Annotated in this window: 9 protein-coding genes; 4 read left to right on the top strand and 5 right to left on the bottom strand. The window is 62.7% G+C overall.

What is annotated here, in order from left to right; genetic code table 11:
* Nucleotides 1-5,063 (bottom strand): DUF7507 domain-containing protein (locus ACTJJK_RS12410; RefSeq protein WP_440730341.1); only part of this gene is annotated, 5,063 nt, incomplete at its 3' end.
* Between the two features lie 1,570 nt (nt 5,064-6,633).
* Nucleotides 6,634-7,137: a MepB family protein gene (locus ACTJJK_RS12405; protein ID WP_440730340.1), complete on the bottom strand. Its 504-nt coding sequence runs from the start codon at nt 7,135-7,137 to the stop codon at nt 6,634-6,636.
* A 748-nt stretch (nt 7,138-7,885) separates the two neighbouring features.
* Between ACTJJK_RS12405 and ACTJJK_RS12400 the strand changes: the two genes are divergently transcribed.
* The 4 genes from ACTJJK_RS12400 (at nt 7,886) to ACTJJK_RS12385 (ending at nt 13,968) form a co-directional block, all read left to right on the top strand.
* Complete coding sequence (locus ACTJJK_RS12400; protein ID WP_440730339.1) at nt 7,886-9,079, top strand: XVIPCD domain-containing protein; 1,194 nt, start codon at nt 7,886-7,888, stop codon at nt 9,077-9,079.
* Nucleotides 9,080-9,812: 733 nt separating this feature from the next.
* A complete protein-coding gene (locus ACTJJK_RS12395) occupies nt 9,813-12,689 on the top strand; it encodes a hypothetical protein (protein WP_440730338.1) in 2,877 nt (958 codons plus the stop codon).
* Between the two features lie 57 nt (nt 12,690-12,746).
* A complete protein-coding gene (locus ACTJJK_RS12390) occupies nt 12,747-13,256 on the top strand; it encodes a hypothetical protein (protein WP_031370174.1) in 510 nt (169 codons plus the stop codon).
* 115 nt (nt 13,257-13,371) lie between these two features.
* On the top strand, nt 13,372-13,968 hold the full coding sequence (locus tag ACTJJK_RS12385; protein ID WP_440730337.1) for a hypothetical protein: 597 nt from the start codon (nt 13,372-13,374) through the stop codon (nt 13,966-13,968).
* A 257-nt stretch (nt 13,969-14,225) separates the two neighbouring features.
* On the opposite strand, the gene ACTJJK_RS12380 is transcribed toward ACTJJK_RS12385, so the two are convergent.
* The 3 genes from ACTJJK_RS12380 to ACTJJK_RS12370 all read right to left on the bottom strand — a co-directional run bounded on the left by ACTJJK_RS12380 (nt 14,226) and on the right by ACTJJK_RS12370 (nt 19,517).
* Nucleotides 14,226-17,072, bottom strand: a complete 2,847-nt coding sequence (locus ACTJJK_RS12380) for a pre-peptidase C-terminal domain-containing protein (protein ID WP_440730336.1) — start codon at nt 17,070-17,072, stop codon at nt 14,226-14,228.
* A 762-nt stretch (nt 17,073-17,834) separates the two neighbouring features.
* Nucleotides 17,835-17,975, bottom strand: coding sequence for a hypothetical protein (locus tag ACTJJK_RS12375; RefSeq protein ID WP_223621278.1), 141 nt, complete (start codon nt 17,973-17,975; stop codon nt 17,835-17,837).
* 306 nt (nt 17,976-18,281) lie between these two features.
* Nucleotides 18,282-19,517 (bottom strand): WG repeat-containing protein, encoded by a 1,236-nt coding sequence (locus ACTJJK_RS12370; protein ID WP_440730335.1) that lies wholly within the window; start codon nt 19,515-19,517, stop codon nt 18,282-18,284.
* Nucleotides 19,518-19,719 lie beyond the last annotated feature (202 nt).

Here is a 19,719-nt window from a genome sequence, read left to right as displayed (position 1 = left end):
GAAGCCCGATCGAACGCCAGCGACTCGCTATCGCCGTTGGCGCTGATCACCACTTCGCCGCCGCGGTGTTGCTTGATCTTTTCGGCCATCTTCTCGATCGCCGGCAGATACTGCGCACGCACCTCGGCGCTGCCCGGGGCGAAGAAGACTTCGCCCAGCTCCATCTCGACCTGCTCCTCACCGCCTTCGATCAGCCCGGCCGGCAGCTTGACGCCCCAGTCGAAGCGGACCGGCAGGCCCGGGGTGACGCGACGCGTCAGCGGGTTGTCGGTGGTGAACACGCTGCCCGGCGGCAGGGTCGACGGATCGACCTTGAGGATGAAGTTGCGGCCGCGTTCCAGGGTGCCCACGTCCACGCCTTCGAGGTGATAGCGGCCGTACTGGTCGGTCTCCATCAACAAGCCCTCGATCGAAGCGATGCGCACGCCCGGGATACCGCGTTCGTCGACACCGGTGTTGCGGACGATGTAGTCGACCAGGTAGCCGCCCTCGGTCGGGCTGACCCGACGTTCCACCGTCGGTGCCGCACCGCTCAGGTTCTTGGCCGCGTCGCCGCTGCGCTCGATCCGGGTCGTACCGGCCGCATCCATCCGCACCGTCACGCCCTGCTGGGTGGTCAGCGCGAAGTCGTCGGTGAAGCTCAACTCCTTCAGGCGCTGGCTGATCACCACGCGGTGCGCGTCGGCCGGATCGGCGTCGGACTGACGGGCCGAGATGCTGCCCAGGACGATGCCGTGCAGCATCGGCGAGCTCGCATCCGGTTCCGCCTTCGGACCGTTGCCGCGATCGACCGTGGTCGAGTTCGGCACGTAGGCGTCCACAGCGAAACCGCCCTGGACGCGCGCGTCGTCGATCGCCGCGCTGTCCTGCCAGCCGTCGCCGTCGCGGTCGTCGAACACCGTGCCCAGGATCAGGGCATGGTCGAGCAACGGATCGGCGATCAGCTGCACTTCGGCGGTGGCCACGTTCGAGACGATCTTGCCGTTGTCGCGCATCAACGCACTGTTGGAGTGGATGCCCGCGCGCACGCCGGCGCCGACCCGCAGCAGGTAGGTGAACGTCGCGCGCTCACCGGCGGCGATGTCGACCTGGTCGACCTGGATCGGATAGGTACCGACCAGGCGACCGACGCCGTCGCGATCCGCGACCGACAGCGAACCGTCGACGAAGGTGAAGCCTGCAGGCGGCGTGTCGACCAGGGTCGCATCGATCGCGTCGACGGTACCGGTGTTCTCGACCGTGACCGTGTAGCGGACCAGGTCGCCGATCTTCACGTCGCGCGGCGAGGCTTGCTTGATCACCCGCAGGCTCTGCGTCAGCGTCACCGGAGTGCTGGTGGCGCAGCTGCCTTGGCACGCCGGGTTGTCCGTACCGGCGCCGAGCACGGTGTTGTTGACCGTTTCCGACGCCTGTTCGTTGACCTTCGCGGTATAGCTCACCGTGTAGGTGCCCGGCACCGTACCGGCCGGCAAGGTGCACACCAGCGGGTTGGCTGCGTTGCAGTTGTAGCCGGCGGCGTTGGTTACCGCGACGAAATCCAGGCCGGTGCCGAGGGTATCGGTCAGCGTGGTCACGCCCAGGGTCTTGCCGCCGCTGATCGTGGTGGTCAGGGTGTAGGTGATCGTGTCGCCCACGACCACCGGGCCGGCGGTGTTCGCCGCCTTCGCGTAACGCACCGAGGCAGGTATCACCGGCGTGTTGACCGTGGTCGTGCAAGCCGGACCGGTACTGCCCACCGGACAAACCGGGCTGGTCGAGGTCGCGGTGTTGACGATGTTGCCGGCGGTCACATCGGCCGCCGTCACCACATAGGTGCCGGTCAGCACGCAGGTCGCGCCCGGCGCCATCGTGGCGCAGGTGATGCTGTTCGGGGTGATCTTGTTGTCGTTCACCACCACATTGGTCAGATTGCCGCCGGTGCTGGTGTTGGTCACCGTCACCGTATAGGTCAGCGTGTCGCCCAGCGACACCGTGCCCGAGCGGTCCTCGTCGGCATTGGCGGTCAGCGCCTTGACCAGAGTCTGGCTCAGCGACGCCACCGGGGTGGTCACCGTCGTGGTGCAGGCCGGGTCGGTGCTGCCCACCGGGCAGACCGGGCTGGTCGAGGTTGCGATGTTGACGATGCTGCCTGCGGTCGCATCCGCCGCCGTCACCACATAGGTGCCGGTCAACACGCAGGTCGCACCCGGCGCCACCGTGGCGCAGGTGATCGTGCTCGGGGTGATCTTGCTATCGCTCACCACCACGTTGCTCAGGTTGCCGCTGGCGCTGGTGTTGGTCATCGTGACCGTGTAAGTCAGCGTGTCGCCCACCGACACCGTGCCCGAACCGTCTTCGTCGGCATTGCCAGTCAGCGCCTTGGCCAGGGTTTGGCTACGCGGCGGCACCGGCGTGGTGACCGTCGTGGTGCAGCCAGGATCGGTGCTGCCCGTCGGGCAGACCGGGCTGGTGACGGTCGCGGTGTTGACGATCGAACCCGCGCTCGCATCGGTCGCGGTCACCACATAGGTGCCGCTCAGCACGCAGGTCGTACCCGGCGCCACCGTGGCGCAGGTGATGCTGCTCGGGGTGATCTTGTTGTCGCTCACCACCACGTTACGCAGGGTCGAAGTGGTGCTGGTGTTGGTCATCGTGACCGCATAGGTCAGCGTATCGCCCACCGACACCGTGCCCGAACCGTCCTCGTCGGCATTCGCGGTCACCGTCTTGGCCAGACCCTGGCTCAGCGACGAGACCGGCGTGGTCAGCGTCGTGGTGCAAGTCGGATCGGTACTGCCCGGCGGACAGATCGAACTGGTCGAACTCGCGGTATTGACGATGTTGCCCGCGGTCACGTCCGCTGCGACCACCGTATAGGTGCCGATCAGGGTGCAGATGCCGCCCGGCGCCACACTCGCGCACGGCGTCGTGCCGCCCGTCGGGGTGATCTTGGAGTCGCTGATGACCACATTATCGAGATTCGTGGTCGTGCTGGTGTTGGTCACCGTGACCGTGTAGGTCAGCGTGTCGCCCAAGGTCACCGTGCCGGTGCCGTCTTGGTCGGCATTGGCGGTCACCGCCTTGGCGATCGTCTGGGTCGGCGGAGGCACGTCGTCGTTGACGATGGTGCAGGTCGCGACATCGCCAAGGGCGAGCGTCAGGCTGTTGGACGCGACCGCGGCGCCGCCATTGACGATGCAGCTATAGGTGCTGGCGGTATAGCCACCCGGGCCGCCGGTTTCGGAGAGGGCGTAGTTGCCCGGGCTGACCGGGGCATTGGTGACAGCCGCGGCGCCGGTGGTACCGCTGATATTGGTCGGGCCGGCCGCTTGCAGCGTCCAGGCTGTCGCAGCCGCGGTACCGCTGTTGTCGTTGACCACCCTCTTGATCAAGGTCAAGACCGCGGCCTGATCGTTGTTATTGATCGTGCAGGTCGCGGTATCGCCGAGGGCGAGCGTCAGGCTGTTGGACACGACCGCGGCGCCGCCATTGACGATGCAGCTGTAGGTGCTGGCGGTATAGCCGCTCGGGCCGCCGGTTTCGGAGAGGATGTAGTTGCCCGGGCTGACCGGGGCATTGGTGACAGCCGCGGCACCGGTGGCACCGCCGATATTGGTCGGCCCGGCCGCCTGCAGCGTCCAGGCCGTCGCAACCGCGGTGCCGCCGTTATCGTTGGTCACCGTCTTGACCAGGGTCAGCGTCGCGGGCTGGTCGTCGTTGACGATGGTGCACGTCGCGGCATCGCCATCGGCCAAAGTCAGATCACTGCCCCCAAGCGTGCCGCCGTTGCAGCTCCAGAGGCCGGCGGCATAGCCGGCCATCGTCGTTTCGCTCAAGGCATACACGCCCGGGGCGACCGACGCGTTGGTCACCGTCGAGGTGCCGCTGACGCCGCTGATCGGAGTCGGACCGTTCGCGCTCAACGGGAAGTTGTTGATCGTCGCGGTGCCGCCGTTGTTGTTGGTCACCGTCTTGACCAGGGTCAGCGTCGCCCGCGAGGTCGGAGTGGTTTCCGCACAGTCGTTGCCCGGAGATGCGCAATCGACGAACTGCGGAATAGCGACCGTATTGAGAATGTTCGCAGTGCCCGCGGCGAGCGGATTGTCCACCGTCACCCGGAAGGTCAGATTCTGCGTGCCGCCCGCGGCCACCGTCACTTCCGCCGTGTTGGTGCACACGGTGGCTGCCGGCGCACTGACTGCACAGTTGAAGCTGTCGCCCGCTGCAGCGGTGGTCCCGGTCGGCACCGTCTCGGTTATGCGGCCAGCCGGAATGGTGGCTGAGGTCGTGCCGTCGTTGATCAGTTGGATCTGATAGACGAGCGTTTCGCCGGCCGCAGCCGTCGGGCCGCCGGTCTGCAGCGTCTTCACGACCCTGACGATCGGCGTCACCTCGGTGCAGTCGTTGCCCCTGCCCGGGGTGCAATCGATGGGCGTACCGCCAGTACCGTCAGGGCGCCGACCGATGGTGGCCGCCACGACATTGTTGATCTCCACGGCACTGCTCGGCAGCGGGCTATTGACCCGGACGACGAACATCAAATCGGCCGTGCCGCGCGCCGGTACTGTGGCGGTATTGATGTTCGAACAGCTAGTGCTGTTGCAGTTGCCGAAGTCCTGCTCCGCATCGCCGGTTTCCACCGTGGTATTAGGCGGAATGGTCTCGGTCACGTTATTGGCATACACCGTACCCGCGTCATCGCCGGTATTGCGAAACATAAGCTTGTACGTCAGCTTGTCCCCGGCTTTGATCGGCTGACCCACCACATAGGCCACGTCGTTGACCAGAGCGAGCGTCTTCTCCAGGCCGGAGATATTCGGCCTCAGCGGGAAATTGAGCGGCACGGCGCAGGACGCCGTGTCGTTGGTCGTCCCGCCCGTAATCACAGGGCTGTACCGACCCGTGGTGCGGTTATAGAAATAGTGGCCGCTGTTGTTGGACGCATAGACGGAGTTGCTGGTCGCCGCCAGAGAAAACCACTCGAGCAGGTTCGGCGAGCCGTCGGCCAACAACGGCCGGGTGAGGCGCGTCAAAGTGCCATCACCGATGTCGAAGGAATAGAAGTCTTTGCCGATCGCCACCATGCCCGAATCAGGGCCGGAAAATATCAGGTCGCCCGTACCGCCCCCTTCGGGCGGAAAGTCGGGAGTCAGAGTGATGGGCGTCGTACTAAACGTATATTGCGTGGGACTGCTGGCGGTAAAGGTATACAGCCTCATCGGGTTATTGCCGGAGGCAATATATCCGGTGCCAGGAGTACCCTTCGCCCAGGCCCCGCGGACGATATCTCCGTTGATGGGGAACGGCAGAGCCGCGTCGTACATGACGCCATCAGGGTTCACACCCTTCAACTGGACAGACCCCGAGGACTTCGTGACGAAAAGCAGGCGCCCCTGGTTAGAGTTAGCCTCCGTGTCGATCATCAACCCGTTGGCAGTTCCCGGACCGAGAGGGTCTGGCAGCGAAAAGACGGTCGTTTCGGTGCCATTCGGAAAGAACTTTCTGATGGTAAGGGCCTGGCCAGCGTTGGCTTCCTGCAGCGAATAAATCGCTTGCTCCCCACCGACTACGGCGCAGAAATTTTCCTGGGCCAGCGCTTGGCCAGCCGCGAACTGCGCCAGCAACAAGACGCTCCATACGAGCCCTTGTCGCCAGCTTCGCTGCGAAGCAGCCACGCGTTGCCGCAACAGCGACCTAAGAGGCGCGCACAGCATGCCTCCCCACCTGTTAACAGCTCCAACCACTCTTAGCCCAGAGATATTCATTTCTCGCCGCCCATTTGATTATTCAGCTGCCGGCACAGCGCGTATTCGTCATCCGGAAAACAGATACCGCCTCACCTCCCGACTGCGCGCACGCAGTCAAGAGATTCCTGATCGGAACTTCGCCCACAGCTCGGACGAGCGCGCGCCCCCTGAGTTGGCAGGAGCGCCCACATCGAGCGTGGAAGTCATGGTGTGCAGTCGGGACGGAGACGAACTGCGCGCCAATCGGCGCCAGCTCTCACCACCCTCACTGCCCTCAGTCCCAAATACCTGCAGCTGGCCGATGCGCCGGCTGCAGGTCCCCAGTTCGGCTCACCATGCCGTGAGGCCAATGCCAATTAAGTCCAAAAATAATGTGACATTAGTCTCATGACGGCACATTTTCGCCAGATCCGGCGGCATTGATATAGGGAAATGTCTTAGTGCCAGTTGGAGGGACTAAGAAAAGTCTTAGACGCCCCCTCGGGGGCATCGTCGATACCGGTGCCTCCCGGCGCGTGCCGACGGCATTGGGCCGGCCCTTTTCGCGGTATTGCCAAAGCGCCTTGCCCGCTCGCCGGGCATATCGACTGCAGGCTTGGAGTCGCGTCGATCGCTCGCGTGCCGCTCGTCTCAAGCAGGCGATGAATGACGCGGTCGCCGCCTATCCGAACGACGCAGCGATCGGCGGCAACGCACGAATGAGTCGTTGCGCCAGGTCGATGCCTGCGCATCTTCAACAGCTTCGATGAGAACGGGCACGAAGCGCTGGCTATCGGAATCGGCACGCATCTGCGAGCCGATTACTTAGCTGGGACAGGAGAACACACAGGTCCGCGCGGACCGCGGCATTGTTGAAGTTCCCCGCGAACGACCGCTCGGGATCTATCGATTTGGAGAGGTTCGCCGGCTACTCTCCTGGCGTATAGAGCATTCGACAACGATCGCGATCGAACCGAACGTCTCCGCCTATTTCCAGGAAGTAGCGCAACTGCCAATCCTGTGTGGCCCGGGCCTGCCCGCTCTTCGTCATGGCCCAAGGCGGGTACACGCGTATCGCTCGCTTGCCGCCCTTGCCGTTACTCGACAGAACACCTCGCTCGCTCAACACCCGCTTCGGAAACACAAACTGCCCGAAGCCAGAACGACAGCGCGCACTGACGACATAGAAGTCGACATCATCCGATGAGTCGAACGGCCGAATCGGACCGGCGCCGATGCGCTTCCACAGCGTCACGAATTGCCCGACCTTCACCGGCGTCGTCTTCGCAGCGCGAAAGCAAATCGAAGCCCCGTCGAGCCGGAACGTACAAGCGGCATACTCCGAACTCTCGGCTTCCAGGCGAAACTCGCTCAGTTCGTATTGACCCGGGTCGTAGACGAGCGCCTTCGCGGCAATGAGATCGCTATGCATGAAACCTCCTTTATGAAACGACAGATTCGTTGACGGAACGCCCGACAGGCCCGGGCATCGCCCATGCCAACGACGTCGATGGCAACGTGCGCGCTGCTGTCGGCGGCACCGATCGACCTGGCAGGCTATCGGCAATCGATCGCAGCCACCGATAACCGAGACACGGCAGGGATCGCATCAGCCCCGTGGATGGCCGGCCGAGTGGCTAGCCACTTCCACGTTCCCAGCTGGCGCTCACGACGCAGCCGGCACGCGCGATCGCTGGCGCAATCGATTCCGCTTGCGCAACACACGTCCGGCCGGCTGCGCCCGCAGTATTCGCCTGGCTAGCCGGGACGATTACAGCAAGCCGAGTATCGCTGCGTCCAGGCGGGCTAGGGCAGCTAAGATTTTTCCCTATGTCGCCGACAGCCGCCTTGATCGACAATCCGAGCCACCGCCCCTCTAGATGCCGGACGGATGGACTCGCGGCCGCATCGATCTGCGGAGGTCTTTACTCCGGGCCCAGGCGGCCATAGCTGAAGACTTCGTGCCGATCACTCACAGAAGCAGCCGAAGCGCGCTGTGCATCAGCCAGCCGCGTGCACGAGCGCTTCAGGGTCAGACTCGCGCATCGCCCGATCGGCATCGCTCGGCGCTCAAACAGGCCCGGCAGCATGTGAATCCACTCTTATTCGACGGTGATTGAAGCGCCCGCTTCAACGCCTGGACGGCATGCATAAAACCAACACGCAACCGGAAACGCCCCATGCCCTTTGCAGTCTATCGCGCAGACAATCGAGACCCCGAGCAGATCGCCGCCACGGGATTTCAAGCCCGATTGCCGCTGGATGAGGCAACGGCGCGCCAATTGATCAACCGCTCGCTGGTCGATGCGAACGCCCCTGTGCAACTCCCCAAAGCGCGCGGGAACACGATTGCCGAGTACTTCGATGCGACGAAGGAGCGACCCGCGCTAGTCGGCCTGCCTGCTCTTTACGACCAGATCCGCAAAGAGACCAGCGGCACGACCATGCATGTATCCACATCCCCCAGCACGGGGGTCGGCGGCTTCGAGCATCGCAAAAACATGTACCGGATCGAGCTCCCTGTCGAACACATGTACGCGTGGGAGATCGATCCTTCGCAAAAAAATAGCATCGTCGCAAAGCCAAGGGCGATATCCGACCTCGATCAAACCCGTCCCGCCCGCGATCCCCAGACTGGAATTGCCTCAAGCAAGCCGGTGTTGCTGACCGATGCGCCTACGATCGACGCGTCCCGAATCATCGCCATCTCCAGCCCGAGCGGAGACGGCGAAGTCGCGTTCCTGACGGGTATCCCTAAGGAATGGATCGGCCAATCGCGGAGCCTCGAACACAGCAGCCCCTGGCAAGCCATGCCACAGGCAGTGGCACAAGCGGCAACTGGTCCAGCCATGCAAGCCGCGCCTCTTCAACCCGGGCATTCGTCGAGCACTTCCCCGGCCGCCGGGGCCGCGCACGCCAGCATGCCGGAGCGCAGAGTCGCAGACACTCATCCGTATGCGAATCCCACCCATGGCTTCAACGCCCTGTACCAGCAGGCCCTGGGCGCCATCGACACACTCCCCGCCATCGCGAATCTATCGCCATCGGACCGAAGACAGAACGCAGCCTTGTTGGTCGACGTAGCCCGGCTGGCGTCGCCGCCGTTGGAGCGGATCGACTCGGTCGCTCTGGGAAAGAGCGGTGGCCTGTTCGCGATACAGGGCACGCAAAACGACCCGGCCAGCAGGCACGCACTGTTGGACAAGCCTGCCGCACTTCCCGCTGCACCTCCGACCAACCCGCAACCCACTCCAACGCAACGCGCCGCACCCGAACCTGGCGCGCCGCAGCCATCCGTCAGCGCGTTGCGGCAGATGTTCGATTCCGTACAGGAATCCTCTCCCGCCTCGGCTCCGGCCCCACGTCGGCACTGATCTCTGCGCAGGCCGGCCTCAAGCGGGTCGTGCTGTAGCCCGACGCTTATCGGGGTACGTATCGGCACGACCGGGAGCGTCCTGGCGATACTTGGCGCCGGTGGATGCATGGAGTTGGGAGCCCTTGCCTCGCGATGCCCGCAGAGAACGTTTGTGGATTTGGCCCCGACCAAAGCGCGGGGCCGATGCATTCGCTCGCGCGCCCCGACGGCGCCAGACGTACATCGCCTGATCGACGGGCGAGACGAATCACTCTCGGCTGTTGCTCGATCAACAGAGCAAACACCGACCGGTACTGCGTCCTGGGCTTTCTTCGCAGGCAACACCCGGCGAACGCCGCCTCGAATCCGTCGCAGACGGGATCGGCAAGGCCGCCGCTGCTGCAGTGCAGCTAAGAGTATTCCGTATACGATTTTGGACGACAGTCTGTCCTAATGCATCGGGCTCAAAGGCCCGGGAGCAGAGCGCCGCTCCCGGGAACGGAGAATCGATGGACTGCGCCTACGAATAACGCCTGAGTGCGTAACCAAGCCTTGAAAACCGGGCCGCATCCGCCGGCCGAGGCTTGTGTGCGCGTGGGATGCGTCGTCGCGGCATCGGAACCGGCTGGGACACCCCTTTCGGGGCATCTCCGAAACGGGGTAACCCGGCAACTGCATGTGCCCACAGAACGTTTCTAAACGTATCCGAGATCGGCCTGTTCCGGGCGGATCTCAACAACAGGGGTTCGATCATGCGAGCGAAAAATGGTTCATTGGCGCTGCTGCTGATGGCAGTAAGCGCCGTGCCGGCGGTATCGATGGCGGCACCGATAAGCAATCCGCGCGACGACAGTTGCAGTCGCCCGGAGAACAACGTATCCAAGTTCTGGAACGATTCCAACTTCGCCGCCAAAGTGGCGCAGATGAACTTCAGCGGCGGGATCGTCTGCATCAACGCGAACGTGGGCATGGCCGCGGGCCAGGTTTCGGCGAGCGACGTCTATACCGCCGATCACATGTACTGGGTCGCGGACGCCATCGCCGTCAAGGCAAGGGAACTGCCGGGCCTGAGGAGCGACGCCGATGCGTTCAACTCGAAACTCAACGAACTGAACAGTCTGGTCGCGTTCCTGCGCATGGGTTTGGTCAATCAACCGATCGACCGACCGATCTCCAGTCAGCCGAGTTGGCTGATCGAGAAGATTCAGCTCGCCATGGACGCATTGGTCTACGGCTCGGGCGAGCCGAACAAGTACATCTATGCGTTCAACAGCGACACTCCCGCGAACTTCCCAACCGCGACCAATAGCGAACTGGTCCGCAACATCGCGCTGCTGTTCGCCGACGGCGCCGACACCCTGCCTTACGACAATGCGCGCAAGGACTATCTGATCACCACCACCAAGGCGGTCATCGAGCGTTTGAAGTACATGAACAACTACGTGTCCCTGTTCGTCCCGGCCAACGCGCCGGGACACAGGGCGCATGAGTACCTCAATGCGAGCGCCTTCATGAACCGGCTTCCCGGGTACCTGATGAGGACGCTTCGGCAAAGCCTGCTCTCGACCAAGCTGGCGAACAATGCCCAGGCATTCACCACCGAGGTGCGCTATCCGAAGCGCATGAACGGTACAGGCCCGCTGCCCAGCGTCGACGATCGCGTCGACGTTCCGTTCTCCACCGGTACGGACAAAGGTTACCGCCAGGTGTTGCCGACACGCGATTGGGCATACTTCAACCTGTCGAACCGCGCTTACGATCAGAGCTATCAGAATCCGAACGTCGAGGTGAACGCGGTAGCGCCGCATTGCGACACCGTGCACTTCGAGCTGGTGTACAAGCCTAACTACGCACCGAAATCCGCTGGCGACAACCCCCTCTACTTCCCTCTGACCTTGAATGTCCGATCGGCGGGGTACTACGACGCCAAGGACAAGAAGCAGATCGATACCAATCTGTCCTACGGGACCAGCCCGGGCGGCTTGCCGAAGCAGGTCTATCTGCAGGCATCGGACGGCTATGACGGGAAGTTCTACTATTCGGCGACGTTCAAGCTCAATGCCGGCAGCGGCATCGACGCCGTCGAGTATCCCCTGAGCACCTTCGACATCCAGCTGCTGCCGGGCTCGCCGGTATACAGGAACAGCGACGGAACCTTGCTGGCTACGGACAGCCGCGGCGCTTACAACCAGTCGGAAGTCAGCGTCGGCAAGTTCAGGTATGACTGCCGGACGACGAAGGGACAGGTCGCGGCCGCTCGGATCAGAAACGAACCCACATTGCGCAGCGCGTTCTTCGACACCTACAACGCGGCCTTCGACACCGCACGCAGCGCCATCCTTTCCGACAATCCGTATCAATCCGGCGGAGCGCAGGCCGCGTTGATGCGCGAACTGATGGAGGCCTATGGAACGTACCAGTTCTCCTCGCGCTACCAGACCGCCATCCAGGACACCGGGGTGCTGGAGTGGTGGAAGGGCCGGATCAAGCCGATAACCCAGGCCGTCAGCGACGAACTCGTTGCCGGGCGTACCCGGCACAAGGGCATGGTGATGGCTCTGAGCTACGTCCTGAGCTATACCGGCCTGCTCGGCAACTGCGAGCACTACAGCATGTGCCGCCCCTACCGCGACAGAAGCAGCGCCGACGACTACTACTACGATGTCAAGTTCCCATACAACCGCGGCGGTTATCTCTGGCGCATCTGGGCACAGAAGCCGAGCGACCTGGTTACGGTCTCCAATGCTTACATTCAGGAGCGGATCACCAAGGAGCTCGATCTGGCGCACGAGTACTTCTACAAGAAGGTGTTGAACAACCGCTGGAGCGAATCGGAGAAGAACGGCCATAGCTATCGCGCCGGCGATTTCTACATCAATGCGAACGCATACAACTGGCAAACCACCTTCGAACCGTTCGTGGAAGGTATCTTCGACTTCAACGAGTATCACCAGAACAACACCTTCGCGGGCGGCACCTCGTACGGCCAGTTCTCCGACCGCTCGGAAGCGGCATTGGATCGCGGCTTCTGGATCTATGCGTATGCCGATAATCCGTCCTACCGCGCCGGCAACTACGTTCCCTGGGAGCTCGGCCACGAGGCCGCGCACGAACTGGATCGCAAGAGCTTGTTCCTGAAGCACTCGAACGACACCAATGTGGCCTCGTACACCGGTTGGCCGAGGGACTCGATCACCGAAGGCCTGGCGGAAGTGGTGCAAACCTATCTGAGCGAAGAGCTGGACCGCCTGGCCGACAGCAGATACCTGACCACCAAGACCGCCGGCCGTCCGGTTTCTTTCCTGGTGCATGCCGCCCAAGGCACGGTCGCCGCGAAGTCGACATCCGACATCTGGCTGGCGGGCGCGCGCTATGACGACCCCGCCTTTTGCAAGAACCGCGGCGGCTGCGTCTACGACATCAATACCAGCATCTACAAGCATCTGATCGATAAGGACCCCGCCCAGCTCGACTACATCAACGACCTCAAGCGGTCCGGACGCTACTCCGCCGCGAACGACTACTACGCAGGCGGCTTGCGGGATAGCTACGAAGCAGCGTTCTCGCAGAACATGCGCAACGCCAAGGATCAGTACGTACGAGAGAACCCGGGCAAGCTCGTGGAGTGATGCCGGACCCAAGCAGCGCCTCGGAGACGAGGCGCTGCCTACCGATGAGGTTGACGAATGATGCAGGCAAAGTGGTTATGGCTCGTCGTTCTAGCGGCGCTGGTCGGGTCGGTGTTCGTGGCCGTTTCCGATCCGTTGCAGCGAACGCTTACAGGGTTCTTCGAGCAGGACGCGAGCCGATCGACATCTCCATCCGCAACCGATGAGCACCGCACCGACAACGCGCGCAAGCAGGCCGTCGGGCTTACTGTGCGAGACGAGGAGTTGCTCACCAGGCATTTGGCCGACCAAGACCCGGGCGCCGCCTTGTCCGCGCCTGCCGAAGCGAGCGTCGTGCCGGAGGACCTGGAAAAACTGCCGGAGGCCGAGCGGATGGCGTATCTGGCCCGCGAGCGGTTCGGCCCCAGGATTGCGCCCACCCCGAGCGAAAGCGCTCGCTACAACATCCCCACGGCCCGGATCGAAAAACAAAGCGACGGCAGATATTGGCTGATAACGGACGATGGTCCGAGTCGCCCCAATCTCCCGCCGGGGACCATCGTCGAACGCGATCCAGAGCGGCGATGAATCAAGTTGCGCGGCACGACTCGCCACGCCCTCGCCCCGCGCGGTCGCCCTTCGTTAACCCAGTATCGGGCCTGCCCTGCCACAATTCAGCCACGACGATTCGAGGCCGCTGACCTTGTCCAGACTCAAAAATGCTTTGCCGTTGATTCTTTTGGTCGCCATCACCGGGTGCGCGCCGGAACAGCCCACTGCGGCTAATGTCCCCCCCGACTCGGCGCCGAAGGCCGCGCCTGCCGCATCCGCCGTCCGACCCGGTAAAGACGCCAAGAATGCGACCTATATGATCGACGGGGAGCCGGCCACGCTGGTCGACGGTGTCGAGGAGAAAACCATCGTGCCCGGCTCGGCTTCCAAGCAAGTGACGCGCTATACCGAGCATGCGTTCGAGATGGATCTCAACGACGACGGCCAGAAAGACCAAGTTGTCCTGTTGACCCAGGACAGCGGCGGCAGCGGCACCTTCTACTACGCCGCTGCGGCGCTGAAGACCCCGCAAGGCTACCAAGGCACGAATGCGGTGTTCATCGGCGACAGAATTACCGTTCAAGACTTCAAGGCCGACCCCGAGAGGCCGTCGCAATTCTGGATCAGCTATGGCGAAGGGCAGGCCGGGGAGCCGACTGCGGACGACCCGATGAACATGGCTTCCAAAGAGTTTCGATGGGATGGAGCCTTGCTCGTCGAAGTGAGCGCTGCCGGCGGTACGAAGTAGATCCACGCATACGCAAGCAAGCCCACCGTCGGCGATTCTCAACCCTAGCCCGACGGGCATGTCGATCGCGAACGAACGAGTGTAAGCCCACGGGCGAATCGAATTTTTCAGGGAGACGCCCTGGCCCCTAGTGGGCCGGGGCCATTCAAGAACCCTGCTGCCTCGCAACCGGCAACCGGCAAGCACCGCGCAGCAGCCGCTGCGCGGTACCCGGACAGATCATCCGGATCGGAAGTCTCTTAGTCCGATTGCCGCCATTACCGGGAACGATAGGTGCCGATCAGGTTCATTCCGGAAAAGGCCGACCAGCCGTTGACCATGACGTAGTACGTCCCGGCTTGGACGTTGGCGATGCGACAGACTTCCATGGCGCTGCCCAGATTTGCACGGCAGTCGTAATTGGTCGTCGTCGGCGATGAGCCGTACTTGACGTACAGATCCGCATCGCCCCCGTACCCGCTGGCGATGAACTCCAGATCCGAAGCGCCGAGCGGCACGCTCAAGGCCCAGTATTGATAGCTGCCGGTCGAACCGGAAATGCCGCCTACCGAAACGCCATTGCTCAGGATGCCGACTCCCGTACCGATATCTCCGAAGGAACCACCGCCCCCACTGCCCGCCCGGTAGCTGCCCAGCAGACGCATTCCGGAGTAGGCGGACCAACCGTTCACCATCACGTGGTAGGTGCCGGCCTTGGCCTCGGCTATACGGCAGGTTTCCGACGTGCTGCCCAGATTCGCTCGGCAGTCGTAGTTAGTGGACGTCGGTGCGGAACCGTACTTGACGTACAGATCGGCGTCGCCGCTGTACTCGCTCGTGGCGAACTGCAGCTCGGTCGCTCCCGAGGGAACCTGCATCGTCCAGAACCGATAGCTGCCTGCCGCGCCGGAAATGCCGGTCTTCGCGATACCGTTGGCCAAGCTGTCGGCCCCGCCCTCTTGGTAGCTGCCGACCAGGCGCATTCCGGAGAACACGGACCAGCCGTTCACCATCACGTGGTAGGTTCCCGCTTGTGCGGTCGGGATGTCGCACGTCTCCGCGCCGTTGCCAAGATTCGCGCGACAGTCGTAGCTGCTCGTGCTCGGCGCAGCGCCGTACTTGACGTACAGATCGGCATCGCCGCCATATCCGCTGGTCGCGAATCTCAGCTTCGACGCTCCCGGCGGAACGACCAAGGTCCAGTATCGATAGCTGCCCGCGGCCCCCGAAATGCTATCGACGGGAATTCCGTTGCTCAGCGTGCCCGTGGGCGACACCGGAGCGGCGACGGCAATCGATTTGGCGACGGTATGCTTGGCTCCCTTATCGTCGGTCACGGTCAAGGCCACGCTGTAGGTACCGGCCTTGGCATAGGTATGGCTGGCACTGGACCCGGTCGCCGTGGCGCCATCGCCGAAACTCCAACTGCGCGATGCGATGCTGCCGTCGCGGTCGACCGAACGATCGGAGAACGCGGCCGTCAGGCCGTTGCTCGAAATCGAGAAATCCGCGGTCGGCGGCGAATTCGCCGACCCGGGATCCGGGACCGTTACCGTCTTGGTAACGGTGGAGATGGCGCCCTTATTATCGGTAACGACCAGGGTGACATTCCAGGTGCCATCGAGGAAATTGTGCGCAGGATTCGCCTCCGCGGACGTTGCGTAATCGCCGAAGCCCCAATAGCGTGAAACGATGCTTCCGTCCGGGTCGGTCGAGTTATCGGTGAAATGCAATCTATTTGCATAGCCGCCGGAGACATCTCTCGCAAACGAAAAATCGGCCACCGGGCGCAAGTTCGCCGTGGCCGGGTCTCCACGAAATGCAGCAACACGCCTCTTGTTCTCGATCAGCACTCGCCGATTATCGTTAAGATCCGCGGTTCCCAAGGTCGTGCCGCCGAACGTCAGCTCCGGACTGGAAAAATACCTCAGCTGCCGGCGTTGGCCATTCGGGGCCGAACATAATCCGTACGACATGATCGTGTAGAACCTGTTGTCCGGGGTGCAATAGCCCTGTCCATAACTGTAGTACTTACCATTGTTAGCCGTGAACTCATCATGAGCCGCACCCAGCAAATGGCCGATTTCATGAGCAATCGTACTCAGACTAAGTATGTTCGACTTGCCGATGAAAGCGAACGCCTCCGATTCGTCGGGGCGAAGTTTAGTGACAAAGCCAGCTGTTCCATTCGAGTTGTTGATCAACAAGACGATATCCGCGGCATTCGCATCCCGGGCGGCGTGGATTTCGTCCATGTATCCATCGCCGCGCTTGATTGCACGATCCAGATCGAGAAACGGATTTTCCGTCGGGTAGTTCACCTCCAGGATATGCGCCAGATCGAGCGTCATCCCTACCTTGGAGTTGACATAGGCAAGATTGGCGTTGGCGATACCCGCTTCCACATCCGAACGGATATCTCCGCCCGCTGCGGCGATGGCTTCCTTGGCATCCTTCGTGACAACGACCATGACCCGGACGGTAACGTCCTCGCCCGCATTAAGCGCAGCGGGTCCCGGCCCGGCATATCCCGACGATTGAGGATTCACTGAGCTTTGTGCAGGACGAATCCCCGAGCTTTGCCCCGATGGCCTGGGCGAGGGCGCCGAGGGGATGAGCACATCGTCCTGCATAGGAGGCGATTCTTCCATTTCCGCCAGCGCATGCTCACCGTTCGGCAGCGGGCGAATACCGAAAGAGCGGCCGTCCATGCTCATCGTGCCGGTCACGGTGTTCCCACGCCGCACCAGGACCACGGAGTTGAGCGAGTCGTGGGCCACCTCGCGCCCGGTCATCCTGCGCGTCTTGGACGTCTCGCGCACGTGGCCGATCCATACCAGGCTGCCGCTGTCGGTACTGCGTGCGTTCTCCAGTACCAACGTCACCCGACGACCATCCAGGTCGGCTTCGATCTCGGAGACCTTCTCCGACACCGCAGCCGCATTGACTCGCACGATGTGGCGACTCGAAGCGCCCGGCAACGCAGCGGCGGCAGCGCGCAAACCCGATGGAGATGGTTCGATTTCACCTACGAATAACGGCTCGCCCGCATACGCGGACGCGCAAAGAGTGAGCGCACCTAACGTGAGTAAGGGCCGCATTAGAGTGTTGCTTCGAGAGGTCATGGCTTGCTGTATTCCTTTGTCGTTGAGAACTTAATTCCCTAACCAATGAGGAGAAAAAATACCGACAAAGATTCAGGGCTTCGGATTTATCGGCAATTCTTTCTAACAACGACCAGCCGCCCCGCCTAGAATCCAAAACACGAACCCCGCGTTCCCATTCGGACAACCGCGCTCGATCCTCGCCACCTTTCATGAAAGCACTCGGAAACGGAGGCAAGACCATTCTGTGATTGCCGCCCGACCGATGCCGATCGCAGATCTATGCGAGCAACACACATACTGATCATCGACGCTCTACTCAGTCTGGATTCAGGCGCGACATCGCAGCACTCGGGGGCACGATAAGTCGCCGCGAAACTTGGATCGTATCGGCAGTCGCTCCAGCCACCTGTGGACTCGTACGGCTCTGGCGTCGAGGCTATTCGCACCCCTCCGATGAACTGCGCTTCCGCGGCGTCGAGCCGCATGAGAGCGGACGCTCAGCAAGGCGCCATTCGCTCTTGTAACTCATCGGCTCGCTGTGCAGCCCCGCATGCGCGCTTATACCGGCCAACGTGCGACTCGCCATGGAAAAACGGAACCGCGAGACCCTGCACACAAAGAGGCCCGTCGAACAGTCACTGTTCGACGGGCCGTCTTCCGATCAAATAAGGGCTCTGTGCCGTTCCTGTTCGATCTACCCATAGCTGCCTGCATCGACCGCACCAGCGGATCCGCATCGACCGCACCGTTAAGATCTGCACCAACCTATCCAACCCACATCTAAAGCTCGACGTCGCCGGAGAAGGGAATGGAGAGATAGCCGGACGCCAGCGAACGCACATGCGCCAGGTACTCCGGGCTGTAATCGGAATTGTCGGCCACGATCAGCGCGCCCGCCCGCAAGCGAGCTTCCACCAGCACGCGCTACGGACGAACACACGCTCCAGGCCTTCATGCGAGAGGTGCTGCCGAACACCTCGAGAGCGGCTCGCGGACGCGCGGGCGACCTCATCATCGCGCCCCTCGGCACCCGGGGGGAAACGATTCTCGGAATCGCCGCGAACCGCCCCGGAGATCAAGGCCTATGCGGTGGCCAAATCCGACATGTTCCTGGCCTACATCGAGCCCATCGAGCAGGCGTGAGCCTGCGTTTCATGAACAGGTATCGTAGACGACGGCTCCGGCCCTAATCTGCAGTGGCATTCACATGCTCCCTAGCACAGGGTTTCAACCACCGTAACGCGGGTAGACCGCGGGAACCGCGATGGGATCGCGCTGTCGGCGCTTTCGTTCCCCGCCTACCTTTTTGGTCGTCGCCCTGGTGCATTCGCGCGCGGACCGTTCCGTGCCCGGCGCCAGGGCGGCATCGATGCATACCACCTTCCCGGCGACGATCATCAACGCCTGGCCGCCACCGTAATCCTTCACTTCGTCGTATTTGAACGGCGTCAGTGGCCGCCCGTCCGCATCGAGCAAGGCGAACTTCTTCATCCTGGACACCGCGATGAGCCCGTGCAGGTCCCAAGTCGCGCCGATGTCGCTCTGGTCGTACACCAGCTTGCCGTGGGTATCGAACAACTCCAGCCGATACCGTTCTTCATGCGCTTTCCGGTACTGCATCCTCTCGTACGGATTGAGCGCTTCCGGCGGCGGATTGAGCAAGGCGCGGTAAGCGACGGTCCGCCCATAGAAGCTGCCGCCGCTGCGCGGCATGCGCAAACCGGTGACGAAGTTGACCGCCACGCCTTGGTATTCCTGCTCGAACACCATCGCCCAGCCTTGATCGAGGCCTTGGCGATCGATGCCTGGGGAGATGTCGTAGTACGCGATCGGCAGAACGGACCGCCCCTTGGCATCGAGCAGGCCATCGCGAATCTTCCTGGGCTCGCCCGGGCCGGCGATATCCCGCCGGACCCGATACCACGACACGGCAGGGTTCGCATCCGTGGCGCTTTCGAAGATGCCGCTGTACTCGAACGGGATCACCGTGTCTCCACGGGCGTCGATGACGCCGTAACGCTCTTCGGCCGAATCGCCCGCTGCCGACTTGACCACGGCCACCGCCTGGCCGTTTTCGAAATGCAGCTCGCGCTCGAACAGCATCGTCGACACTTCGTTGCCTTGCCGGTCGAAACCGCGCAGGCTCTGCAACCCGATGGCCTTGAAGCCCTTGCCGCCGAGATCGGTCAGGTACTGGTAGCCGATCGGGATCACTACGCGCCCGGAGCGGTCGACCACACCGAACCGCTGCTCGCCGTGTTTACGAATCCGCGCAAGATACAAACCGTCGCTCATCGCCGACACTTTCTCGTGCGACGGCGCGCGCTGTCCGCGCTCCACGATCTTCGGCGGCTCCGGCTCCGCGACGGATTTTCCGGAGAGCGCCTGATAGTAGCGAACAGGGGCGCAACCCGAGATCGAACACATCAGCGCGATTGCAAGCACCTGCACTACCTTCGACATACGCTCGATCCTTGGGCGCGTAACCAATCACGGAAGGCTGCCATGATTAGCATGAATCTCAACGCCTGTGAAAGGGCAGTCGCAACCGGCGCATCGCCACACAGGCGGTCAAGGCGCCGGGAAGATCGCCCGAAACGCGCCGACCGGGAGGGTTGCCAGCGACGCCAGAACTGTCGGCAAGGTGCTGGCCCAGGTTAACGCT

The organism is Lysobacter sp. 22409 (assembly GCF_052045105.1).
GTDB classification, from domain to species: domain Bacteria; phylum Pseudomonadota; class Gammaproteobacteria; order Xanthomonadales; family Xanthomonadaceae; genus Lysobacter; species Lysobacter antibioticus_B.
The sequence above is the reverse complement of the archived record's forward strand: the minus strand, read 5'-3'. Positions and strand labels throughout refer to the sequence as shown.